This window comes from Corynebacterium sp. AOP12-C2-36, assembly GCF_052379185.1.
In the GTDB taxonomy this organism is placed as follows: domain Bacteria; phylum Actinomycetota; class Actinomycetes; order Mycobacteriales; family Mycobacteriaceae; genus Corynebacterium.
Genome location: NZ_JBQSYJ010000023.1, coordinates 11,977 through 31,020 on the forward strand (window position 1 = coordinate 11,977; position 19,044 = coordinate 31,020).

Consider the following 19,044-nt stretch of genomic DNA (forward strand, 5'->3'; position numbering starts at 1 on the left):
CGAAGGAGGGACCCGCACATGGCCGCACCGACGTCCGACACCCTGCTGCTCGCCACCCCGACCGGGGCGGACAACCTGGAAGTGATCCGGGTCCGCGTTCCCGACAACCTGAGCCGCGAGGATCTGTTCCTGCACATCCTCGCCGACATCCCCGCCGGCGAGCCGCAGCCCTACGCACTGAACCTCGACAGCCTATCCGCCGCTGTCGTCACCGCTGCGGGGGGCCGGTAGTTCGGGACAAACACCCACCTCGGGCACTAGCGCTACGAACCTCGCAGAATGGGGTTCTGGCGCTAGTTCTTTGTGCAGTACAGGCCGTAAAGTCGAGAGGTGACAGCGGTACCTGAACCACCATTGATGTGGCAAACAGATCCACTGTGTCGACCGACGTACTCGACCGAGGAGCAAACGGATGTACGCGAAACCGAAGGCCGTGGCCTGGACCGTTCTCGGCTGGGCGATCAGCTTGGGCGTGCTGCTGGGCGGGGCCTACCTACTGGCCACCTACACCAGTGGCGCGATCGGGTTCAAGAACGCCCTGCTGCGCTGGGGCCTGGCCACACTCGACGCCGGCGACGGTTTCCTCGCCTTCGGCGAAGGAACCCAGGTTCACGTTACCTGGGCACCGATGCTGTGCTGGATCCTGCTGGCCGCGATCCCGGCCGCCGGGGTCTACGCGGTGGTGTCCACGCGCAAGGGCCAGGCCGAGGTCGACATGGACGCTGCCGTAAACGCCCACGTCCAGCCGCCGGCACCGCCGCCGACTGCTGTTCCCCAGCAGGGGATGCAGATGGGGTACCCGGGCATGCAGATGGGCTACCCCGGTATGGCGCCCCAGCAGCAGATCCCCGGCCACATGGCCGGTGGGGCCGGCCACATGGCCGGTGGGGCCGGCCAGCTTCCCGCCAACCCCGGCGGCGGCTAGCCGGGCCAGTGCCCCCACCACCTACCTCACACACCCGCTCACCGACAGGAGTTCGAGACTATGCCCAACGAAGCAGCATTCGACCGTGACCAGCTCGCCAGCGGATCCAGCGCCCTGCGATCCGCCGCCGACGACATCGATGAGCAGGCCAAGGCTGCGCTCACCGCCGTGCTCGACAAGATCAAGGAGGAGACGTCGGTCAACACGCGCGACGGCAACCCCGCACCGATCTACAGCGACATCATCACCCAGCTGCAGTCCGGCATCACCAACGCTCAGCAGAAGGTAGGCCTGATCACGCAGACGCTACGCGGAGACGCAACGACGTATGACCAGGTCTCCACGGACTCCGCGGCGGCCGACGACGCCGGTTCCACCGCGGTCAACGACACCGAGACCGACACCGGCGCCTAAGCCGCCACCCCTACCACTGACGAGGAGACCACCATGCCCCAGGACGTGTCGAGTGAGCACGAGGAGTTCCAGGAGCTGCTGGACCGCGCCCAGGAACTCAACGAGTCCGGCGGCGACTACGCCGTGGAGGGACTCGACGGCCAGGTCGACCCGGAGATCCTGGCCGCGCTGCGCGCCGAGGAAGCCGAGGAAGCCGAGCAGAGCGAGCGCGACGCTGAGGACGTCGAAAGTGCCCGCCGGATGGACGACGAGCTGAAGGAGGTCAGCGAGGAGGGAGCCCGGTCCATCGACTCGGTCGACACCGACGAGCTGGCCCGAGATTCCGCTAGCCCGGGCCTGGAGGCGATGATGGCCCAGGCCGCCAGCGAGCAAGCCGCCCAACAGGCGTACTCGCCGCCGTCCGCAGCCGCCGGTCCGATCCTGCCCGGAACGATGGTCGGCGGTGCCTCGCCGACCGGTACCTACGACCAGGCTGCTGCACTGGCGCAGATGCAGCAGCCTGGCCTGGTCGACTACGGCAACTACCAGCCGACCCCGCAGGTGTCCACGCAGTACGACACCTACAACGCGCCGAACCGTGAAGAGCTCATCCAGGCGATCATGGAGTACGCCGAAGGCGAATACAGTGACGAGGAGTACGCGGACAACGACGAGTACACCGCCGGAGGAGGTACTGTCTCCCCGCTAGGTGAGGGGGCCACCGCGTCCGAGCGTGCGGTTAAGGAGCTGGCCCAGGAGTACGTGGACCTGAAGCAGGACTACACCTGGGGCGGTGGACACGGAGCAGAACCGGGTCCGTCGCAGGGTACGACAGACGGCGGCGGCGCGGCCGACGCCAACGGCGACTACAACAAGGTCGGCATGGACTGTTCCGGGCTGTCGCGCGACTTCATCTACAACCTGTCGGGCGTGGACATCGGGCCGGGACCCACCGGCGACCAGATCGCCAACGGGCAGCCCGTCGACGAGAACGACCTGCAGCCCGGCGACCTGGTGTTTCCCCATTCGGGCCACGTTCAGGTTTACATCGGGGACGGGCAAGTCGTCGAAGCGCAGCAGTCAGGAACTCAGTACATGATTAGCGAGTACCAGCCCGGCGCCGAGTACATCCGCCGCTTCGTCGACGTCGAAGCCGAGTCCTAAGAGGGGAGTGGGGACACGCGATGCCTGACGATGCTGCTCGCCAGCTGCGCGATGCCACACTGGCCCCGCCGCGTGATGTTGCCGACCAGCTCAGCGACTACGTAGACAGCTCCGAAGCCAGCTGGCTCCAGCGCATGTTCGGCGCCGGTGGCGGCGACACCGCTGCTGGATCCGGGGTCACCGGGGACTTCCTCCCACGCATCGACCACGCCGGTGGATCGCGGCAGATCAGCGAGTTCGAGGACCAGGCTCTCGGGCCGATCAACGACGGACTTCTCAACGCCGAACCCGCCACCCTGGGTCAGGCCACCGGCGGGATCCTGCACACCATGAGCTCGGTGCAGACCGCCGTCAGCGAACTGGAGTCGACACTGGCCCAGGCGTCGGAGCGAATCGCGAAGATCTACTCCGGACACGACGACCAGACGATCGCCCGAAGCTGGCAGATGCGCAAGAGCCAGATCGACGCACTGGCCGACTACGCCGCGCCAATCGTGAACCTCGCTGACACACTGGCCCGCGCCGGCGACGGCTACAACTCCGTGGTCTCATCCATCGGCGCGGTGTGCGCGGACGCGCGGGTCCAGATCCAGAACTTCGTCGACAGCGACGAGGCGGCCGACGCCGGCTCCACGGCCCGGCCTTTCCACTTCCGCACGGACGTCGCCGATGCCGCCGACGCGGTCGTGGACATCGTCGACACCCTGCCCGACACCTCCCGCGAGCAGTTCGCCGCCGGGGACCTCGATGCGTCCGCTGCTCGCGATCTGGCCCTGCGGTTCATCAACGACAACATCGACTACGTCTGGGGCGGCGGGCACGCCGAAACCCCAGGCCCCAGCCGGGGCACGCTGGCCGGCGACGTCAACGGGCAGGCGGAGTTCTACGGCGACCACACCAAGACCGGACTGGACTGCTCGGGCCTGGTGCGCGAGTACGTCTACCGCTCAACAGGCCAGGACCTCGCCGACGGTGACACCCGCGAACAGTTCGCCCGCGGCAGGCTGGTCGATGCCGGCGATGCCCGTCCGGGTGATGTGTACTTCCCGCCGGTGGACCGCGACACCGACCCGCAGGTGGGCAACCCCACGATGGAGCATGTGCAGGTGTACCTGGGCGACACGGTGCTGGAGGCCCCGCAGTCCGGCGGGGTCGTGCGCGAGGCCGACTTCATCCCCGGCGGGGCGTTCGTGCGCTTCGGGCAGTAGGCGGCGGCGGCCGCCCGAGGCGTCCATTATCGCGTACCTGCAGCAGAACAACATCCAGCCGGCGGGGCGCTTCCGGAGACGATGACGCGTAGGGTTCCCGATCAGAAAAGCCCCCTGAGGATCGCTCCTCAGGGGGCTTTCGTCATGGTGTGAGGCTACCCGCCGTAGACGCTGGTGAGGCCGAGGTTGTTGGCCGCGGTCTGGGCGAAGGTGAAGGTGGTCACGTTCTTCGCGACCTGCCCCCCGGGGAGTATGGGAGATGAGCTCAGGATGCCCACCAACGAAACTGTCCCATCTGTGTTCTTCGCGTACACAGCGGACCCGGAGTCTCCATCGTCCTGGGACATCCCTGCCCGTCCTCGGTTTCCCTCGATCCCCATCAGCCGACCGCAGGACTCGCCTGTGACACGACCGTATTTGCACAGCTCCATGTCTGCGGTCAGATCCTCGGGGCCGAGGACCGACTTGATCGCATACTTTCCGGCGATGCGCCCGTCGTAGCCGAGGCTATCGTCGAGGTCGACCAGGCCGTAGTCGCCGCAGGCGTTGTCGGAGAAGCAGTACTCGCCGAACGAACCGAGCACCTCCTTCGTGTCACCGCCGTTGGGGTACCAGTCCGAGGTCGCGGTATCTGCGCGGTCGTTGCAGTGCCCAGCCGTGACGCCCACCAGGTTGCCGTCGATGTGGCCGACGAAGCCGAGCGTGCAGCCCTTCAGGTCGCCATTGGAGCGGTACTCCACGGTGACGCCAGGGGTGGGGGCACCAACGGGGAGGTCGTAATTGGAGTCGTTGCGCTCACTCGGCTTCGTCTCCAGGCTACCGTCCGCCGCAGCGTCAACCGCAGCAATGGAGAACCCCGGGATACCGGAGGAGTCGGCGGATGCGCCCGTCGTCGGATCAGGCGCGGCAGCGGAGGTGTCCGCTGCCGGGGTCTGCTCACCGAGGGAGGGAGCCGCGGCCGTGGAGCTCGCCGCGGTGTCCGCGTCCCCGTCGGAACAGGCGACCAGGCCGGCGGCGAGGGCCAGCGCAGAAACAGCAACGCCGAGGGCCCGGCGGGTGGTGCGTGAGGTGGTGATCTTCATGGCGGCCGGCTCCTTTCGTGGGTTGGTTTCGCTGACCTTGTGACTGTTCACCGCCCAGTCTACCTACAGCCCGCACCAAGACCCCCACTATCCTGCGATTATAGGACAATGCCTCCCAACTAGCACAGAATGACTATCAATCCGTCAACCATAAAACCCCCAGGTGACGGACATATTTACCCGACTACGCACACCCGTTCGACCAGATCATGACGTAGTTCACCAGGGACAGCACTCATAGCAGCCGAAGAAGCTGCTAGCACACCTTTACCCTAAATTTGTGGACACAGATGCCCGGGTGTCCGACGCGGCGAGAACCGCGGGGATGCCCTCCACCCCGGACAGCCCCCGCGTCCCCTGGGTCCGGATGCCCAGCAGCCGTACGCCCGCAGCGGGACCCTCCCCGCTGTCGCCGATCACGTAGACCGGACCGCCGGAGTCTCCTAGGGTGCCGGGAACCCCTGCCGTGAGCCGCCGACCCTCGGCGTCCACGCTGGCGGGGTGACCGCAAGACTCCCCAGTGCGCATTCCCCACGCGCACACCACCGCCTCGGCGTCCACGTCGCCAGGCGACACGGTGCCGGCGACCGGGTACATCCCGCCCACCTCCGAGCTCACCTGCTCGGCGGCCACGCCCGATAGGCGGATCAGTGCGAAATCGAACCTACCGAGCTGCCAGGCTCCCCACCCGCTCGCCTCGTCGAAGTCCACCACGTCGCCGACCACCTGCTCCTCACCACCACTGCTCCAGGTGACCTCGGTGTGCTCACCGCCGGCCGTGCAGTGCCCGGCGGTCAGTGCGTAGGTCTGCCCGTCCTCCCCATCGAGAACCGGGCCCAGCGTGCAGGTGCTGGACGGCGTTGCCGCCGCTGCGGGCGCCCGCAGCGTGATCGGGGATCCGGGGGCCAGCATCTCCACCACGGCGTCGGGTCCGGTTCCGGGGCGGGTGGCAAGTTCGCCCGCCTCGGCTGCCGCCTCGCGCTCCACAGCCTGCGGGCTCTGGTAGACGGGCAGCCCGCCCGGCGATTCGCTCGGCTCGCCCGCTGCGGAGCTGCCGGGAGCCTGCGGCGTCTGCGTCGGTGCCGCGCAGGACGCGGCGGCCGCCATCAGCACCGCCGCGGCTACCGCGACGGTGCACACGGGGAGGGTGCGACGGAGCTGTGCAGGGCGGTGGCGGGACATGGGGATCACCCTAGCGGTCGTCGCGGACATGAGAAGACCACCGGCCGATGTGGCTGGTGGTCTTTCCGGCGGTGCGGCGTGCGTGTGGCGGGTCCTAGATCAGGTCGTCTTCGTCCATGCCGTCGAACTTTTCCAGGCCGCCGGCGGCGTTGTCGGACGCAGTGTCCGAATTGCTCCCCTTGGGCTCGTAGAGCGTGCCCCCGGCGGCCTTGCGCTTCGCTCCCAGCTCCGAGACGTACTGTCCGGCGGCGATCGACTCTTCGAGGCGCGCGGCGTCGGGGAGCTCGACGACCGGCTCGGCGACCAGGTCGTCGTAGTCCGGACCGTCCAGCAGCTTCACCCGGTTCTTTCCGGTGAGCACCTCGGTGAGCTTGGCGTGGTAGCTACGCATTTCAGAGGCGGTGACCTGGGTGAACTTCACGCCCAGCTCGGCGGCGTTGAAGGTGTTGGTCTCCTCGGCGTCGCTCATCTGCCGCAGCGGGCGGGTTAGTGCCACAGGGGCATCGACGCCGAGGTACTCGCGGACCACCGCGGCCAGCCGCTTGGCTGCCTTCTGGTAGCGCGGCGTGTTCTCGACGTTGCCGTAGAACGTCGACAGCGGCTGGGTCACCAGCATCGGGTGGTAGGCCGCTCGGTACTCACCGGAAGAATCGCCGGCGGGGGACGTGTCAGGTGCGGCGTGGCGTCCGGTGGTGGTTTCGGGGCTGGTCATGGGGTCCCTCCTGAAAGGCGGTGAAAGTGGCGTGTATCGACTATCACCCTATCAGGTCGCTAGCACACTCCATCTGCAATCCCGACAACCATTGCCACCGGGATCGCTACCGGAACCGTGCCAACGCCTTGGCCCGGGCCATCTGGTCGGCCACCGGGTCCTCCACCGCGGTCTCCTTGATCTCGATGACCGAACTGCGCTTGTCGCCCTGCTTGCCCGGGCTGTGTGGCATCGCACCCATCGGGCCGTGTCCGGTACCGGTCGACGATGTGCCCGACGACAGGTTCGACGGAATACCCGAGAAGGCACGCGCACCTGCTCCCGCACCCGCCCCGGGCGCCGCTGGCGAACCGGCCGCCGGGGATCCAACGCCCGCCCCACCCAACAGCGACGCCAGGCTGGACAGGTTCGGCATGGACCGCCCCGCCGACCCTGCTGCCGACCCTGCCGACCCCACCGACGTTGACGGCGAGGTTGCCGTGGACCCGGAGGACGCCAGCGGAAGTCCCCCGCCGGACACGCTGCGCATCGGGGCCATCGCCTGCGATCCGGAGCCCAATCCGCTGGCTGTCACCTGGCCGGGGCCCTGCGGGGAGGCCATCTGACCGGCCACCATGGCCGCCGGGCTCATTGCCATGGCCGTCTGCTGCATCAGCATCGGGCTCATCGCCGCTGGCGCCGATGCGTACGCCCCACCACCGGCCGCGGTGTTCTGCAGACCCGCCATCGACGCCGGGTCGCCCATCGCCGAGCGGGCCTGGGACACCGCACCGTCGAAGGCAGCCTGGGCGTCCGGGCTGAACGCCTGCTGTGCGGCGGAGACGACGTCCTGGCCGGAGGTGACCCCGGACGCCGAGCCGCCGGTAACCAGCGGGGGCGGGGTGGCGTAGACACGAGGTGTCGACGATCCGGTGGCCACGGCGTCGTAGGTGGTCATCACCGCGGCGTTCTGAACACGGAAGCCCTCGTAGGCCGCGTCAGCGGCAACGCCGACAGGGTTAACCGCACCGGCAGCGGTGGCGGCGTGCCCGGCAGCCGAGGCCACCCGGTTGGCGATGATCACCGGCAGCGGGACCATCGTCGACAGGGCCGCGATGTGGGCCTGGGCGAACTGGGCGTACTCCACGGCGTTGCGGGCGGACTCGGCGACGAAGTCGTTGAGCCACGCGCCGAAGGGGGGTGCGGTGGCGTTGACGGTGTCGCTGACAGCTCCGTGGATGTTCGCGGCCTGGTTGGCGTTCTGGGCCATGAACACCCCCTGCCCGGCGGCGGTCTGCGCGCTCATGACGGCCCATGATCCGGCGGCGACGAACAGTGCAGCGGGTCCGGTTCCCAGGATCCGCGCGGCGTTCATCTCCGGGGGGTAGGCGGCCCATGGCTCGGTCGGCATGTGGGTGGCTCCTTGGGGGAGATGGTGGCGAGTTACTGGTACATGTTCATCATTCCACGGTACACTGCAAAAACCCACCCTACCTCGACGTGGTCGCCGTGGTGGGTGGGTTTTCGGGGTGCAGGTTAGGCCAGGCCGAGCTGGGCCTTCATCTGGGACACGGTCGCCATGTCGTCTTCGGTGAGACCGAAGAACTCCGGGGTCTCCTTGCCGTGGGCGACGACCAGCTGGCCGAGGGCCTTGGACTCCTCAGCGGAGAGGTCGGCCTGAAGGGCGAGACCCGGGTTCCCCTTGTTGGTGGGGATGTATTCGAGGCGTCTGAGGATCCACTTCTGGCCGCTGTCGATGGCCCTGGTCACCGCGCCGACTACGAATCCGCCGAGATCGCTCTGGTTGGCCAGGAACTGGCCGGCGTACTGGCTCATCTCACCGGAGGGTCCTGCGGTGAGGATGACCAGGTCGAACCGAGCCTTTTCCTTCCGTCCGAACTTGGTGTCGATCATCTCGCCGTAGCTGATCGGTCGAAGGGCAACAACGCCGCCGGCCTTGGAGTTGCTCTGATCTGCAAGATCCTTCAGCTTGATGTAGTGACCACCGGTGTCTGCGTCGTCGAAGCCGGCAGCGTCGGCATGCGCCTTGACCACCTGGCCCTGATCCTGGCCGCCTGCGGCGGGGTGGGACTGACCGGCAGCGGTGTTCAGATTGCCGCCGAATCCGCCCTGGGGGTTGCCCTGCTGGACCTGGCCGCCGAAGCCTCCCAGCTGCGGAGTGCCCTGCGGCGGGTTCTGGGTGGCGGCCTGGCCGCCGAAGTTGGCCTGCGGGTTCTGGGGTGCCTGCTGCTCGGGAGCAGGCTGGTAGTTCTGGACCTGGGTGTTCGTGTCGGCCGTGGCCGTCGTGGCGCCGAATCCGTTGAATGCGGAAGGTGCGGTCATGGTGGAATACTCCTTGAAAATGCGGCGGTGCGATTTGGAATTGAGATTGGAATTGAGTCTCGAAGTAGAACCAGCACACGCCTTGTGGCGGTAGGTGCCAGGCATGGAACCTGACTCCGGGGATCTCCGCAGCTGGGGCTCGTACTCCGCCTGCGGTGACACAAAGATACCACGAATCTGTAAAGCATCGCAGGATCCCCGGAAAGTGCATCCCGAAACAGACTGACCCCCTCACCACCAGGCATTTCGGCGGAGAGGGGATCGGGACATGCGGCGAGACGATCGCTACGCGCTGCGCAGGCTCGCGTTGTTCATGATCGCCTGAGCCCGCGTCTGCGCGGCAGCCATCAACTGCCCGCCGGCGGGGCTCGACTCCCACACGGGGCGGTACAGCGCATTGAGCTCGTCGACGGTGGTGGACTGCGAGATCGACGCCAGGGCTGCGGCTACCTCCTCCTGGGTGAGGGTGTCCGCCTCGGCGGCAGGTGCCGGTGCCGGTGCCGGAGGCTGTTCTGACGCGGCCGGCTGCTGTCCGCCCGCTGGGAGTCCCGCCGCGCTGGGGGCAGCCCCCGACGCCGGTGCCTGCTGAGGTGCATTCGGGGACACAGCCGCCGAGGTCACAGACACCTGGCCGGAGCGCATGATCTGAATCGCCTGCTCCGAGGTCCGGTTAAACGGCTGGCACTGGACCGGGATGGTCTGCTCGGCCCGACGGTTCACGTCGCGCACCGCCATCGCCAGCTCATTGGCCCGCCGTCCCACGTCCAGGTTGACGATGTGCAGATCGCAGTAGCGATCGCGATCCTCCGGTAGGGCGGGTACGTGGGCGATCACGCCAAAGTGTGGGTTCACCGCGGGCATCGGCTCCCAGTGGGTACCGTCCTCGCTCCAGATGTGGCTGGCGTCAGCGTACTGGGCAAGCTGCGCGGAGATGGACGGCCAGCTGTATGCGATGTTGGACGAGGTCTTAATGTCACCGATCATCAGCTCACCGTTGACCCGGAAGAGGCGGTCTGCGGTGCCGATGGATCCGGTGGCCGGGCAGTAAACGATGCGCTCGACATACTGGGGGATCACCTCGACCCCAGCGTCGGAGAGGGACACGGAGTACGCCGCTACGTAGGGGGCGAACAGGTCGGGTACCTCGTTGAAGCTGATCTTTCCGATGTCCAGCGCTTCAGTCCAGGCGTGGACCGCCGTGCCGAACTCGCTTTTATCCGAACTACCTCCGGCGTTGGACGCGTTCGCAGCCACCGCCTCGAACGCGGAGTGCAGGTCGCGCTCACGCACGGTGTCCAACAGGGAGGTGTCGAATCCTTCCAGCAGCTCGGGGGCTTTAATTAGGCCCTTGATAAGCATGCGGTCGCGGTAGTTCTCCAGGGCGCGCTTGCCTCCGGTGTTGTCCGTGAGCGCCTTGGCGATCGTGGTGGCGCGGGTGTGCCCGCTGATCTCGCCGGTGTTCGGGTTGGGCATCTTGTAGCGGCCGAAGTGGTCTCGCTCAGGTTCGAAGTCGCGGATGGGTCCAGGCAGCGGGTACTTGGGCTTGCCGGGGGTTTTCGTCGAGATCTTTCCCGACGGCAACGTGACTGGCTCGCGCTCGGGAACGGCGACCCAGTAGGCGGGATCGAGATCTGCGCGCGGGGCGATCTTCTTGCCGATGCTGTAGGTGTCGAGATCGGCCTGCGCGTCCTGGCCGTCCTGGTCGGTCTGCGGCCCGGCGGCGGCTGCGACTGCGGCCTGGTCGATACCTGGCACCGCGCCAGAGGCCAAGGGGGTGCCGAAACCGGTGGTGGTGGTGGTGGTGGGGGGCTGCCCGAGGTCGGGAGCGGAGGGCATGCCAAAGCCGGGCACAGTCGAGGCCTGCGGCGGGGTGCTCGCGGCCGGCGACTGGTCGGGCTGGCCTAAGCCAGACACTGCCGGTGCCGGGGTGGACGCGCCCGTCTGCCCGGGCCTGCCCATGCCAGTCACAGCGGGCGGCTGTCCCGCGGCTGGTGAGGGCTGGCCGAAGCCGGACACCGTCGCCGACGGGGCCGGGGCCGGGGCCGGGGCCGGGGCCGGGGGCTGGTCCGCAGCCGGTGAGGGCTGGCCAGGACTCGGTGTGTTGGCGCCGGCGGCGGAGAGCGCGCCGAACCCGGTGGTCTGCCCGGTGGCGGGGGCCGGGTGGAAGTCCACCCCGTCTGCGAAGCAGGGGTTGTCGCTGGTCACTGTGGCGGCCTTTCAGTTGGGGAAGTGGGGTAATCAACGGCAAAGGCGTTAATTTACACATTCGAGGTGTAGAGGTACCACTCTAGTACATGGGGCGGACGTCGCCTGGGCGACAAACGGATACACTGACGTACACGCAAATGATGAAGTTGCACCACTAACAGACCGGGATGAACCGTCACGTCCCCCTAGTTTCGAGGAGTTTCACACCTATGGTCCGCGCAGCCACCCGGCCCATCCAGCACCACTCCCCAGTCGAGTTCGCCGTCGCCCTGGTGCCCCCTGTCTCCCACGCCCGATGGGCCCGAGCGTCACTGGGGTGGTCGGTTCTGGTGACCGGGGTGCTCGGTGTGTTCGGCGGACTGGCGGCGGCCGCGGTGTGGCCGGACGCCGAGAATGGCGCACCGACCGGCGACCTGATGCTGGTCGCCCCCTGCTTGGTGGTCATGGCACTGTGCTGGGTCACCGCCCTGGGGGCGTTCACCCGTGCGGCGGCCCGCGGCGTCGGGGCTGACTGGCGCTACTGCCTGACCCACTTCCCGTCGAGTCTTTACGCCACGCTGGTCACCCTGGTGGTGGTCGGCGTCCCCGGCGCCGGGGCCGGCTGGTGCACCTGGACGCTGTGGGGGCCGTCCGTGGCGCTGTGGTGGGTGTCGGCGCAGACGGCGGTGTTCCTGCCGTGGATGCTTCCGGCGCTGGCCGGGGCCACCCGGATCCCGAGTGACGGGGTGGGGTTCTCCCTCACCGCCGTGGCGCGCGAGCCCGGATACCGCGCAGCCTGCGCGGTGGTGCTGATGATCGCACCCACCGTGTGGTGGGTGACCCCCGGCGGTCACGCAGTGCTAGCCACCTACGTCGCGATGCTGGTAGTCGCACTGGTGCTGTGCTGGTTCACCAGCACGCTGCTGCGCTACCGGGGAACGCTGCGACGCTACCCGGACTAGGCGCCGGCGCCACCGGCAGACGAACGCGAGCCCCGGTGCACAGCCTTCCAGGCTGCGTCCGGGGCGACTTCCACCAGCATCAACTGGGGCTTGTCTCAGCAAGCATCGGCTATCAGGTAGTTTTCCTCCCCAGCGTCGGCGTACGCTATGGGTGTGGAGCGGGACAGTACCCGCCGTTACAGGTCACCGGCGCCGAGGGTTTGCACCTCGGGGCCGGTTCCTTTCGTGTGGGAGCCGGTCGCGCACATCCCGCCTCGTGTCAGAGTCACCCCGCGGCGCGCACGACGGTGACGGCCACATTCACCCCGGAGGACAGGGCCGTGAGGTTGCCCAGGATCCACTCGGCTGCTTCCGCCGGGTCAATCCCCAGCGACGCAGCGAGATCGTCGAAGCGCGGGACGACGATCATGTCGACCCCGTCACCGGCGGCGGTCTGGGCGAGGGCGTTCCAGGTGTCCGACTGCGCGTCCAGAGGGTGGCCGGTGCCCGGCCCCGCGGACACCATCTCGACGTCGAGGGTGGCCAGCGCGTCCGGATCACTGATTGTGGTCACCGTGCCTGCCGGTGCCCACGACACGGCCCGCTGCGGCTCCGGTTCGGCGGTCGGCTCGTCCGGGGCCGTCCCCTGTGCCGAAGGCTGTGCGGGCTGCTGTGCCGCAGCCTGCTCCGCGGGGCGCTCCACTTCCTGCGTCGCGGCCTGATCCCTCGGCTGATCTGCCGGACGTTCCGCGTCGGCCTCGGCTGCGGCGGGCGGGGGAGCGGTAACCCCGCCGGTCAACGTTGCCGGGTTGGTCCATGCCGCGTTCACCGCTGCGTGGAGATCGGCACCGCAGTACAGCGCCGCGGCCATCTCCAGCCGGTCCAGGGTGTCACGCCCGAGTTTGTCCATCAGCACCGCCGGTGCCGACCCGTCGGGCGGCGCCTGCCAGAACCGGGCGCCGGAGTCGGCCTGCGCGCCCGACGGCTCCACCGGGCACCCGTGCTCGTGGGTAGTGATCCGGTGGGTGGCCTCGGCGTTGGTGAACACCGGGCACTCGCACCGGTCGGTGCCGTCACGGTGCCACCCGGACGGGCCGAGCACCTGGTCCCATGACGTTGCATTGCTCCAGGCCACCGGAGCCTCGCCGAAGCGTGCCAGCCGCGTGTAGCGGTCCTGGGTCCCAGCGATCCGGGACGCCGACTGAGCGGTGATGAACTGGGTCAGCCACTGCGGGGCGTCCATGGCCTCGCCGATCATGCGCCAAACGCCGGCGTCGGTCTGCGAGCCAGGCAGCGCCACGCAGGTCGAATGGAGCAGGAGGGTGAAGCTGGCCGTCTCCCCGGTGATGCGCATGTGCCCCGGGTTGTTGGCCATGGTGATCACCGGATCGTCCGGGCGGCTACCGTCGCCGGGCAGGGTGAACCAGAACTGCCCGCCGCCGCTGGGCGTGGCCACGGTCATCGCCTGAAACGGGTCGCGCCACATCGCGTCGCCGGAGAGCCGCGCGGCCCACGTCTTGAACTCGGTGATCGCTGCGGGCGTCTCGGCGTCGACGACCACCACGCGCGATGCCCCGATGTTGCATGCGAGGTTGGGGACGCCGTCGACGGCACCACACTTCAGGTCCTCGGCGACACCGGCGGTCTTCAGCGCGCGCTTCAGCCACGCCGACAGCGTGACCGAGGTGTCGGTCGCCATGCCTTCAGCAGCCAGGGACGCCCTAGAACCGGGGCGCTGGTCCTGTGGCAACTCCTCCCATACCTCCTCGGCGTCGGTGACCTGCTTCTTGGACCGCAGATCCCACGGCTCATCGGTGCCGGGGTGGCAAAACAGCAGCTTCAGACCCCCGCCAGACTTCTCTACGGGGACGGTGAGCTGGCGAAAGTAGGCGACGATGTCCTGTGGGTCGACGGGTGCGGGGTCGGGGTCCTGGAGCGGGGCGGCACCGAAAAGAGCGCTGAGGCGATGGAGTCCTAGCATGGGGAAGTCCTTCTACTGTTCAATGTGGTTAGTGGTAGTGTTTTATCATACATCTGTACCGCATCCGCCTCACGATCCTCCCGGAGTTCACCACTTCCCATGCCCACTTCCCCCGCCACAGACGACCCGCCCACCGACGCCGCGCCCGGCAACCTGTCCCCGCCTCGCCAGTTGCGCGGCTACCAGGTCGAGGCCGTCGCCGCCGTCGAGGCGGAGTGGGACGACGGCATCCAGCGCACCTCAGTGATCGCGCCCACGGGCTCGGGTAAGTCGACGATCATGTCGAAGCTGGCCGTGGACGCCCGCGAGCGAGGAAACCGGGTGGTAATCCTGGCCCACCGCCGCGAATTGCTCGACGCCATCTCCGAAACCGTTGATGAACTCGACCCCGGTGGCGAGACCCCCGGAATCGTCATGGGGACCGACTTCGACCCGGGCACCGCCATCGTGTGCGCGAGTTTCCAGACCCTGTCCCGGTCGCGGCGCAAACGCGAGGCGCTCGGGGAACGTGACCTGATCCTGGTCGACGAGTGCCACCACATCCTGGCGCGTACCTACCTGCAGGTGCTCGCCAACTTCGGTCTCGACGTCGACCCGGACATGAGTGCCGCACGCATGCGAGCACTGACCGCCGACGACGTCGTACGCACCGGGACTCGCCAGGGCGGGCCCCTGGCGTGCGGCTTCACCGCCACGATGACCCGCGGCGATGGCGGAAAACTGGGCGCAGTGTGGGAGACCATCGCCTTCGAGCGCGACCTGAAATGGGCGATCGACAACGGCTTCCTGGTGCCTCCGACCGGACTGACCGTGGTCACCGAGGAGCTGAACATCCTGTCGCGGATCAAGTCCGTCGGCGGAGACTTCAAACAATCCGAACTCGACGAGGTCATGCGCGCCTCGATCCCCACCACCGTCGATTCGGTGATCCGGCACGCGGCAGACCGCGTACCCATCATCTTCGCCGTGTCCGTTGAGCAGGGCGAGGAACTCGCCGCCGAACTCACCGCCCGCGGCTACCCGACACGGGCGGTGAGCGGGAACCACAAGCGCTCCGAACGCCAGGAAATCTACAGCCAGTTCCGCAGTGGCGAGATCCGGGCGATGGTCACCGTGCAGGTGCTCACTGAGGGAGCCGACTTCCCACGCTGCGACTGCGTCATCCTGGCGCGTCCCACCCGGTCAGACGTCCTCTTCTCGCAGATCGTAGGCCGCGGGGTTCGCCTGTACACCGACCCGGACAGCGGCGAGGAGAAGTCCGACGCGCTGGTGATGGACCTGACCGGGATGCTGCGCGACAAGAAGCTCGCCACCCTGACCCAGCTCTACGACGAGGCCGAGGTCACCGTCGTGGACACCGAGGGGGAAGTCATCAGCGAGCCCGGTGACACCGGAGCCGGGATGCCGTTCGACCCGTCGCCGGAGCGCGAGGGCCCGATCGACCTGGAGGAGGTCGACCTGTTCCTCACCGACATGCCGTCGGTGGTGGTCACCACCTCCCCGGGCGGGCTGACGTTCCTGCCCGGTCACCACGAGAAGCGTGGCGAGTGCTTCTTCCTGTGGCCCCCGGCCGCCGAGCACGCCGAGGTGGTCACCGTGTGGCACGTCACTTCCCGGGGTCTGCTGGAGGTCCTGCGTACCGCGGACGGAGTCCCGGTGCGGTGCACCTTCGCCGAGGCGTTGGTCGGAGCCGGCACGATCGCCGAAGCCACCGAGGTCGCCGTGAAGAAGAGGGCAAGCTGGCGCCGCCGCGGTGCCGCGCCGAGTGCGGCGCAGATGGACATGGCCCGCTCGTTGGGCCTGCTGGTCACCCCGGCGATGAACAAGGCCAAGGTGTCCGACATGATCAGTGGGGCGAAGCTGGACGCGGCGGTCCAGTCGCGGCTGCGGTGGCTCACGCAGCAGGTCGCCGCGTGAGAATCCCCGCTGTGGGGCCGACAACCTGTGGCCCCCAGCGGGTTTTCGCCGAGGGTTTCAGGCGGCCGGCATCTGCAACGAGCGGGTGCCGTTCGGCCCGCCGCTGCACGCGGCGGTGACCGAAGCGGCCAATCCCTGCAGTCGGGCGTGCGCCTTCGGCGCAGGATCCTGGTCGCGGGTCACCCGCATCACCGGCTTGGCCGCAGCGTCCGCCAGTTCGTTTCCGGCTGTACCGTTGTGGCCGCGAACCCCCCCAGGGCTCACCTGGGCCCGGTGACGCCGGTGCAGGCTGACGCGGCGGCGCACTAGCTCGACGGGCAGGCTATCCCACCCGCTGACCTTGCGCCCGGCCCACCATCGACCGGCGGCGCGCGAGTCGGTGAGCACCAGCAGGGGCACGCCGAGGCAGCCGAGAAGGTCCACTGCGGCACACATCGCAGCAGCCTCGGCGGCATCCGGATTGCGACCGCCACGTACAGAGCGTGGCAGGACGAAAGCGACGCACAGACCCAACTCCGGGACCACGATGGACGCGGAGGACACCGCCGGTCGCGACGGGTTCACCTCCACTGATGCGTCTGTGAACACGGTCAGCGAGCGTGCGCGGACTGGCGCGTGCAGCGCCTCGGAGCCGGAGACCATCAGATGGGCCTGATCCGTGTACGCGCACCATTTCTGCAACCACGCTGTGTCGATCCCCGACCACCCAGCCGTGGAGGCGAGGGTGAGGTGCCGCGGCGTTGCCTGGGGCCACAGGTGGGGCCGGCGGGGTACTGGCGAGGTGTCCGGCTCCACCAGCCGTAGATCGGGCGCGACACCGCGCTAGTGAAGTGCTTCGACCAGCGCACCGGTGCCGGGGTGGGGGTCGTCGGACAAGGTCATGCGCTCAGCACCATTCAGGAACCGTGGCAGGTAGTCATCGGCGGCCAGCAGAGAGCCACCCGGAAGGTGTGGGTGCACAGACACTGACAACCCGTCGGAGGTGTGCTGGCGGGCCCAGTCGACGAGGTGGGCGAACACCCGGACTCGCGAGGTGGTGATGATGGTGCGGGTGGCCCCACCGATCTGGCCGGCGGCCAGGATCCTGCGCCGCCCGTCACGCGGGGACACGCGACGCACTGTAATGCTCAGGGTGGTCATCGCTGATCCCCCTCGGCGGTGCTGGTGGTCTTGGTCCCCTCGGAGGGGTCCTCCTCGCGGCGCAGGGTGCGCAGCACCGCGTCGACGACGCCGGTGGCTTGGTCTTCCGTGAGGTCCCCACCGTGGACGCGCGCTGCGACGCGGGCGGCGTAGGTGAGTTCGGGAGTGGCTGTGGCTTGGCTCACAAGATCGGCTCCAATCAGGCTGTGGCGGGTTCACAGTGAATACTACCCGAGCTGGTTGGTAGCCGATGTGTCTCCAGGATCTACCGGACCTGACGCGCCCGCAGCCCGGGGCTGGAATGCAGCACCGACCAGCCATCGGCGGTGAGATCACCGGAGCCGTCGCCGGACACCAGCATCGCTGCGGCGAGGTCAGCAGGTGCGGCACGGTCATCGGTGAAGCGGTAGACATAGTCACCGGGCAGTCCCACCTGGGAAGGAGCCCGGTGTAAGGCCGCCATGACCCGGAATCGCGCGGCCGGATCGGCGAAAAGATAGCCCCCACAGACCAGGGCGGCGTCCTGCGGCGGCTGCTCAGCCTGGGACCAGGAGAGGTTGCCGTGGGCGCCGACGAAGCCGAAGGAGAATGGGTCGAGTTGGCTGCCGTCGGCGGCGTCGAGGGCGGATGACTGCGGCGGCGTAAACATGGACACAGTGTACTAGCAGGCGGTTGCCGATCTCGGCCCGATCTACCGGCGAAGGGAAATGTTCATCAGAGGGGGACGTGACGGGTTTCAGTTCGGCGAAACCGCCCACGCGGGTGCGTGGGAAGACTGCGGTGGGACACGAGATAGGACCGGCTGATTGCCGACATCACCGCAGTTCATCTGTACGCCAGGGTACTGACCGAACTCGGTGTGACCTGGCAGGGGAGCGCGTTCCATCGGACGTCCGCCCCGGACTTCGCCGCGCGGTGGGATGCTGCCCTGCTAGCTGGGCGGCGGAGTAGGGCTGCGGATCGGCCGGCGTACCGTCCGGGAGGTACAGGGTTCCGGTGAATGCCGTGTGCTGGGGGGGGGGGATCGGTCATGGTGGATCCTTTCGGTGGAGGGCGGTGGGCTCAGTCGAGAGCGGCGAGCGTGGAGTCCTGCAGCGGCCAGCCGCCGTCAACCTCGTCAACGGAGTCGATCTTGCCGGAGCGCAGCAGGTACTGCGCCAGGCCCGCCTGGGTCTCGCGTCGCTGGTCGGCCTGCAGCTTCATCAGGTCCTGGGGATCCGACAGAGCTGCGGCGACGCGGCTGTCGCCCAGCACGTTGTGCGGCCCGCCGCGAGTGAACTGCTTCCAGATGATCTCGCCGCCGGCGCGGGCGTCGGCACCTGAGCCGTGCGCCTCGTCCTCGGTCAGCGACACTTTGTAGTGGGCTGCGGTGGCGACCAGCTTGCGGCTTCCCCGCCGGTACTTGTCGACGAACTTGTCGATGACGTGGGGGTCGAGAACCAGCCCACCGATCTGGAAGTGGGGGTCGCGGGTTTTGAGCAGGGACAGGTCGAACGAGGCGTTGAAGGCGACGACGGGGATGCCGTGTCCCCAGGCCCAGTTCAACAGGCCAATGACATCAGCGAGGACATCGTCGTGGGGCCGTCCGTGCGCGCGGGCGTACTCGTTGCTGATCCCGTGCACGCCCTGGGCGCCTTCGGAGATCTCGATGCCCGGGTCGGCCAGGAAGTCACGGGACTCGATCGTGCCGTCACGCGACATCAGCAGAGCGGAGGCGGTGACGATGTGGTCGACGTTCGGGTCGGGTCCGGTGGTCTCCAGGTCGAACGAGCAGAGCTGAGGGAAAAGGTCGGTCATGCGGACTCCTTGCAGGCTGTGGCGTTTGCCAGTCGATTCTATCAGCGCTAGTGACCAACTCGGGCGATTGCCGGCCTGTCGCGTACCCTGCGG

General features: G+C 68.1%; 19 protein-coding genes. 7 read left to right on the forward strand and 12 right to left on the reverse strand.

Annotated features, from left to right (window positions below):
- Positions 1 to 18 precede the first annotated feature (18 nt).
- The 5 genes from ACT3UN_RS14385 to ACT3UN_RS14405 all read left to right on the forward strand — a co-directional run bounded on the left by ACT3UN_RS14385 (position 19) and on the right by ACT3UN_RS14405 (position 3,690).
- Positions 19 to 231 (forward strand): hypothetical protein, encoded by a 213-nt coding sequence (locus ACT3UN_RS14385; RefSeq protein WP_444657378.1) that lies wholly within the window; start codon positions 19 to 21, stop codon positions 229 to 231.
- A gap of 181 nt (positions 232 to 412) precedes the next feature.
- Complete coding sequence (locus ACT3UN_RS14390; protein WP_444657379.1) at positions 413 to 925, forward strand: hypothetical protein; 513 nt, start codon at positions 413 to 415, stop codon at positions 923 to 925.
- Between the two features lie 60 nt (positions 926 to 985).
- On the forward strand, positions 986 to 1,339 hold the full coding sequence (locus tag ACT3UN_RS14395) for a hypothetical protein (protein ID WP_444657380.1): 354 nt from the start codon (positions 986 to 988) through the stop codon (positions 1,337 to 1,339).
- Between the two features lie 33 nt (positions 1,340 to 1,372).
- Positions 1,373 to 2,482, forward strand: coding sequence for a C40 family peptidase (locus ACT3UN_RS14400; protein WP_444657381.1), 1,110 nt, complete (start codon positions 1,373 to 1,375; stop codon positions 2,480 to 2,482).
- A 20-nt stretch (positions 2,483 to 2,502) separates the two neighbouring features.
- Complete coding sequence (locus tag ACT3UN_RS14405; protein WP_444657382.1) at positions 2,503 to 3,690, forward strand: C40 family peptidase; 1,188 nt, start codon at positions 2,503 to 2,505, stop codon at positions 3,688 to 3,690.
- Positions 3,691 to 3,845: 155 nt separating this feature from the next.
- Here ACT3UN_RS14405 and ACT3UN_RS14410 read toward each other — a convergent pair whose 3' ends face one another.
- The 6 genes from ACT3UN_RS14410 to ACT3UN_RS14435 all read right to left on the reverse strand — a co-directional run bounded on the left by ACT3UN_RS14410 (position 3,846) and on the right by ACT3UN_RS14435 (position 11,193).
- Positions 3,846 to 4,772 (reverse strand): hypothetical protein, encoded by a 927-nt coding sequence (locus ACT3UN_RS14410; RefSeq protein ID WP_444657383.1) that lies wholly within the window; start codon positions 4,770 to 4,772, stop codon positions 3,846 to 3,848.
- Between the two features lie 267 nt (positions 4,773 to 5,039).
- Positions 5,040 to 5,954: a hypothetical protein gene (locus ACT3UN_RS14415; RefSeq protein ID WP_444657384.1), complete on the reverse strand. Its 915-nt coding sequence runs from the start codon at positions 5,952 to 5,954 to the stop codon at positions 5,040 to 5,042.
- A gap of 94 nt (positions 5,955 to 6,048) precedes the next feature.
- On the reverse strand, positions 6,049 to 6,666 hold the full coding sequence (locus tag ACT3UN_RS14420) for a hypothetical protein (RefSeq protein ID WP_444657385.1): 618 nt from the start codon (positions 6,664 to 6,666) through the stop codon (positions 6,049 to 6,051).
- 106 nt (positions 6,667 to 6,772) lie between these two features.
- Positions 6,773 to 8,056 (reverse strand): PPE domain-containing protein, encoded by a 1,284-nt coding sequence (locus ACT3UN_RS14425; protein WP_444657386.1) that lies wholly within the window; start codon positions 8,054 to 8,056, stop codon positions 6,773 to 6,775.
- A 125-nt stretch (positions 8,057 to 8,181) separates the two neighbouring features.
- Entirely contained in the window at positions 8,182 to 8,988 is an 807-nt protein-coding gene (locus ACT3UN_RS14430) for a hypothetical protein (protein ID WP_444657387.1), read from the reverse strand.
- Between the two features lie 285 nt (positions 8,989 to 9,273).
- Entirely contained in the window at positions 9,274 to 11,193 is a 1,920-nt protein-coding gene (locus ACT3UN_RS14435) for a hypothetical protein (RefSeq protein WP_444657388.1), read from the reverse strand.
- A gap of 212 nt (positions 11,194 to 11,405) precedes the next feature.
- Between ACT3UN_RS14435 and ACT3UN_RS14440 the strand changes: the two genes are divergently transcribed.
- On the forward strand, positions 11,406 to 12,137 hold the full coding sequence (locus ACT3UN_RS14440) for a hypothetical protein (protein WP_444657389.1): 732 nt from the start codon (positions 11,406 to 11,408) through the stop codon (positions 12,135 to 12,137).
- 265 nt (positions 12,138 to 12,402) lie between these two features.
- Here ACT3UN_RS14440 and ACT3UN_RS14445 read toward each other — a convergent pair whose 3' ends face one another.
- Complete coding sequence (locus ACT3UN_RS14445; protein WP_444657390.1) at positions 12,403 to 14,097, reverse strand: hypothetical protein; 1,695 nt, start codon at positions 14,095 to 14,097, stop codon at positions 12,403 to 12,405.
- Between the two features lie 99 nt (positions 14,098 to 14,196).
- Between ACT3UN_RS14445 and ACT3UN_RS14450 the strand changes: the two genes are divergently transcribed.
- Entirely contained in the window at positions 14,197 to 16,014 is a 1,818-nt protein-coding gene (locus ACT3UN_RS14450) for a DEAD/DEAH box helicase (protein ID WP_444657391.1), read from the forward strand.
- 57 nt (positions 16,015 to 16,071) lie between these two features.
- Here ACT3UN_RS14450 and ACT3UN_RS14455 read toward each other — a convergent pair whose 3' ends face one another.
- The 5 genes from ACT3UN_RS14455 to ACT3UN_RS14475 all read right to left on the reverse strand — a co-directional run bounded on the left by ACT3UN_RS14455 (position 16,072) and on the right by ACT3UN_RS14475 (position 18,951).
- Positions 16,072 to 16,656 (reverse strand): RNase H family protein, encoded by a 585-nt coding sequence (locus ACT3UN_RS14455; RefSeq protein ID WP_444657392.1) that lies wholly within the window; start codon positions 16,654 to 16,656, stop codon positions 16,072 to 16,074.
- Between the two features lie 180 nt (positions 16,657 to 16,836).
- Positions 16,837 to 17,124, reverse strand: a complete 288-nt coding sequence (locus ACT3UN_RS14460; protein ID WP_444657393.1) for a hypothetical protein — start codon at positions 17,122 to 17,124, stop codon at positions 16,837 to 16,839.
- 26 nt (positions 17,125 to 17,150) lie between these two features.
- Complete coding sequence (locus tag ACT3UN_RS14465) at positions 17,151 to 17,339, reverse strand: hypothetical protein (RefSeq protein WP_444657394.1); 189 nt, start codon at positions 17,337 to 17,339, stop codon at positions 17,151 to 17,153.
- Between the two features lie 80 nt (positions 17,340 to 17,419).
- Positions 17,420 to 17,803 (reverse strand): hypothetical protein, encoded by a 384-nt coding sequence (locus ACT3UN_RS14470; protein WP_444657395.1) that lies wholly within the window; start codon positions 17,801 to 17,803, stop codon positions 17,420 to 17,422.
- A 413-nt stretch (positions 17,804 to 18,216) separates the two neighbouring features.
- Positions 18,217 to 18,951 (reverse strand): exonuclease domain-containing protein, encoded by a 735-nt coding sequence (locus ACT3UN_RS14475; protein ID WP_444657396.1) that lies wholly within the window; start codon positions 18,949 to 18,951, stop codon positions 18,217 to 18,219.
- Positions 18,952 to 19,044 lie beyond the last annotated feature (93 nt).

What these genes read in the sequence shown, in the direction of transcription:
- ACT3UN_RS14415 (WP_444657384.1), bottom strand. Translation starts at nt 5,954, where the DNA reads ATGTCCCGCCACCGCCCTGCACAGCTCCGTCGCACCCTCCCCGTGTGC.
- ACT3UN_RS14430 (WP_444657387.1), bottom strand. Translation starts at nt 8,988, where the DNA reads ATGACCGCACCTTCCGCATTCAACGGATTCGGCGCCACGACGGCCACG.
- ACT3UN_RS14390 (WP_444657379.1), top strand. Translation starts at nt 413, where the DNA reads ATGTACGCGAAACCGAAGGCCGTGGCCTGGACCGTTCTCGGCTGGGCG.
- ACT3UN_RS14395 (WP_444657380.1), top strand. Translation starts at nt 986, where the DNA reads ATGCCCAACGAAGCAGCATTCGACCGTGACCAGCTCGCCAGCGGATCC.
- ACT3UN_RS14385 (WP_444657378.1), top strand. Translation starts at nt 19, where the DNA reads ATGGCCGCACCGACGTCCGACACCCTGCTGCTCGCCACCCCGACCGGG.
- ACT3UN_RS14445 (WP_444657390.1), bottom strand. Translation starts at nt 14,097, where the DNA reads ATGCTAGGACTCCATCGCCTCAGCGCTCTTTTCGGTGCCGCCCCGCTC.
- ACT3UN_RS14420 (WP_444657385.1), bottom strand. Translation starts at nt 6,666, where the DNA reads ATGACCAGCCCCGAAACCACCACCGGACGCCACGCCGCACCTGACACG.
- ACT3UN_RS14425 (WP_444657386.1), bottom strand. Translation starts at nt 8,056, where the DNA reads ATGCCGACCGAGCCATGGGCCGCCTACCCCCCGGAGATGAACGCCGCG.
- ACT3UN_RS14475 (WP_444657396.1), bottom strand. Translation starts at nt 18,951, where the DNA reads ATGACCGACCTTTTCCCTCAGCTCTGCTCGTTCGACCTGGAGACCACC.
- ACT3UN_RS14410 (WP_444657383.1), bottom strand. Translation starts at nt 4,772, where the DNA reads ATGAAGATCACCACCTCACGCACCACCCGCCGGGCCCTCGGCGTTGCT.
- ACT3UN_RS14440 (WP_444657389.1), top strand. Translation starts at nt 11,406, where the DNA reads ATGGTCCGCGCAGCCACCCGGCCCATCCAGCACCACTCCCCAGTCGAG.
- ACT3UN_RS14450 (WP_444657391.1), top strand. Translation starts at nt 14,197, where the DNA reads ATGCCCACTTCCCCCGCCACAGACGACCCGCCCACCGACGCCGCGCCC.
- ACT3UN_RS14470 (WP_444657395.1), bottom strand. Translation starts at nt 17,803, where the DNA reads ATGTTTACGCCGCCGCAGTCATCCGCCCTCGACGCCGCCGACGGCAGC.
- ACT3UN_RS14405 (WP_444657382.1), top strand. Translation starts at nt 2,503, where the DNA reads ATGCCTGACGATGCTGCTCGCCAGCTGCGCGATGCCACACTGGCCCCG.
- ACT3UN_RS14455 (WP_444657392.1), bottom strand. Translation starts at nt 16,656, where the DNA reads ATGGTCTCCGGCTCCGAGGCGCTGCACGCGCCAGTCCGCGCACGCTCG.
- ACT3UN_RS14400 (WP_444657381.1), top strand. Translation starts at nt 1,373, where the DNA reads ATGCCCCAGGACGTGTCGAGTGAGCACGAGGAGTTCCAGGAGCTGCTG.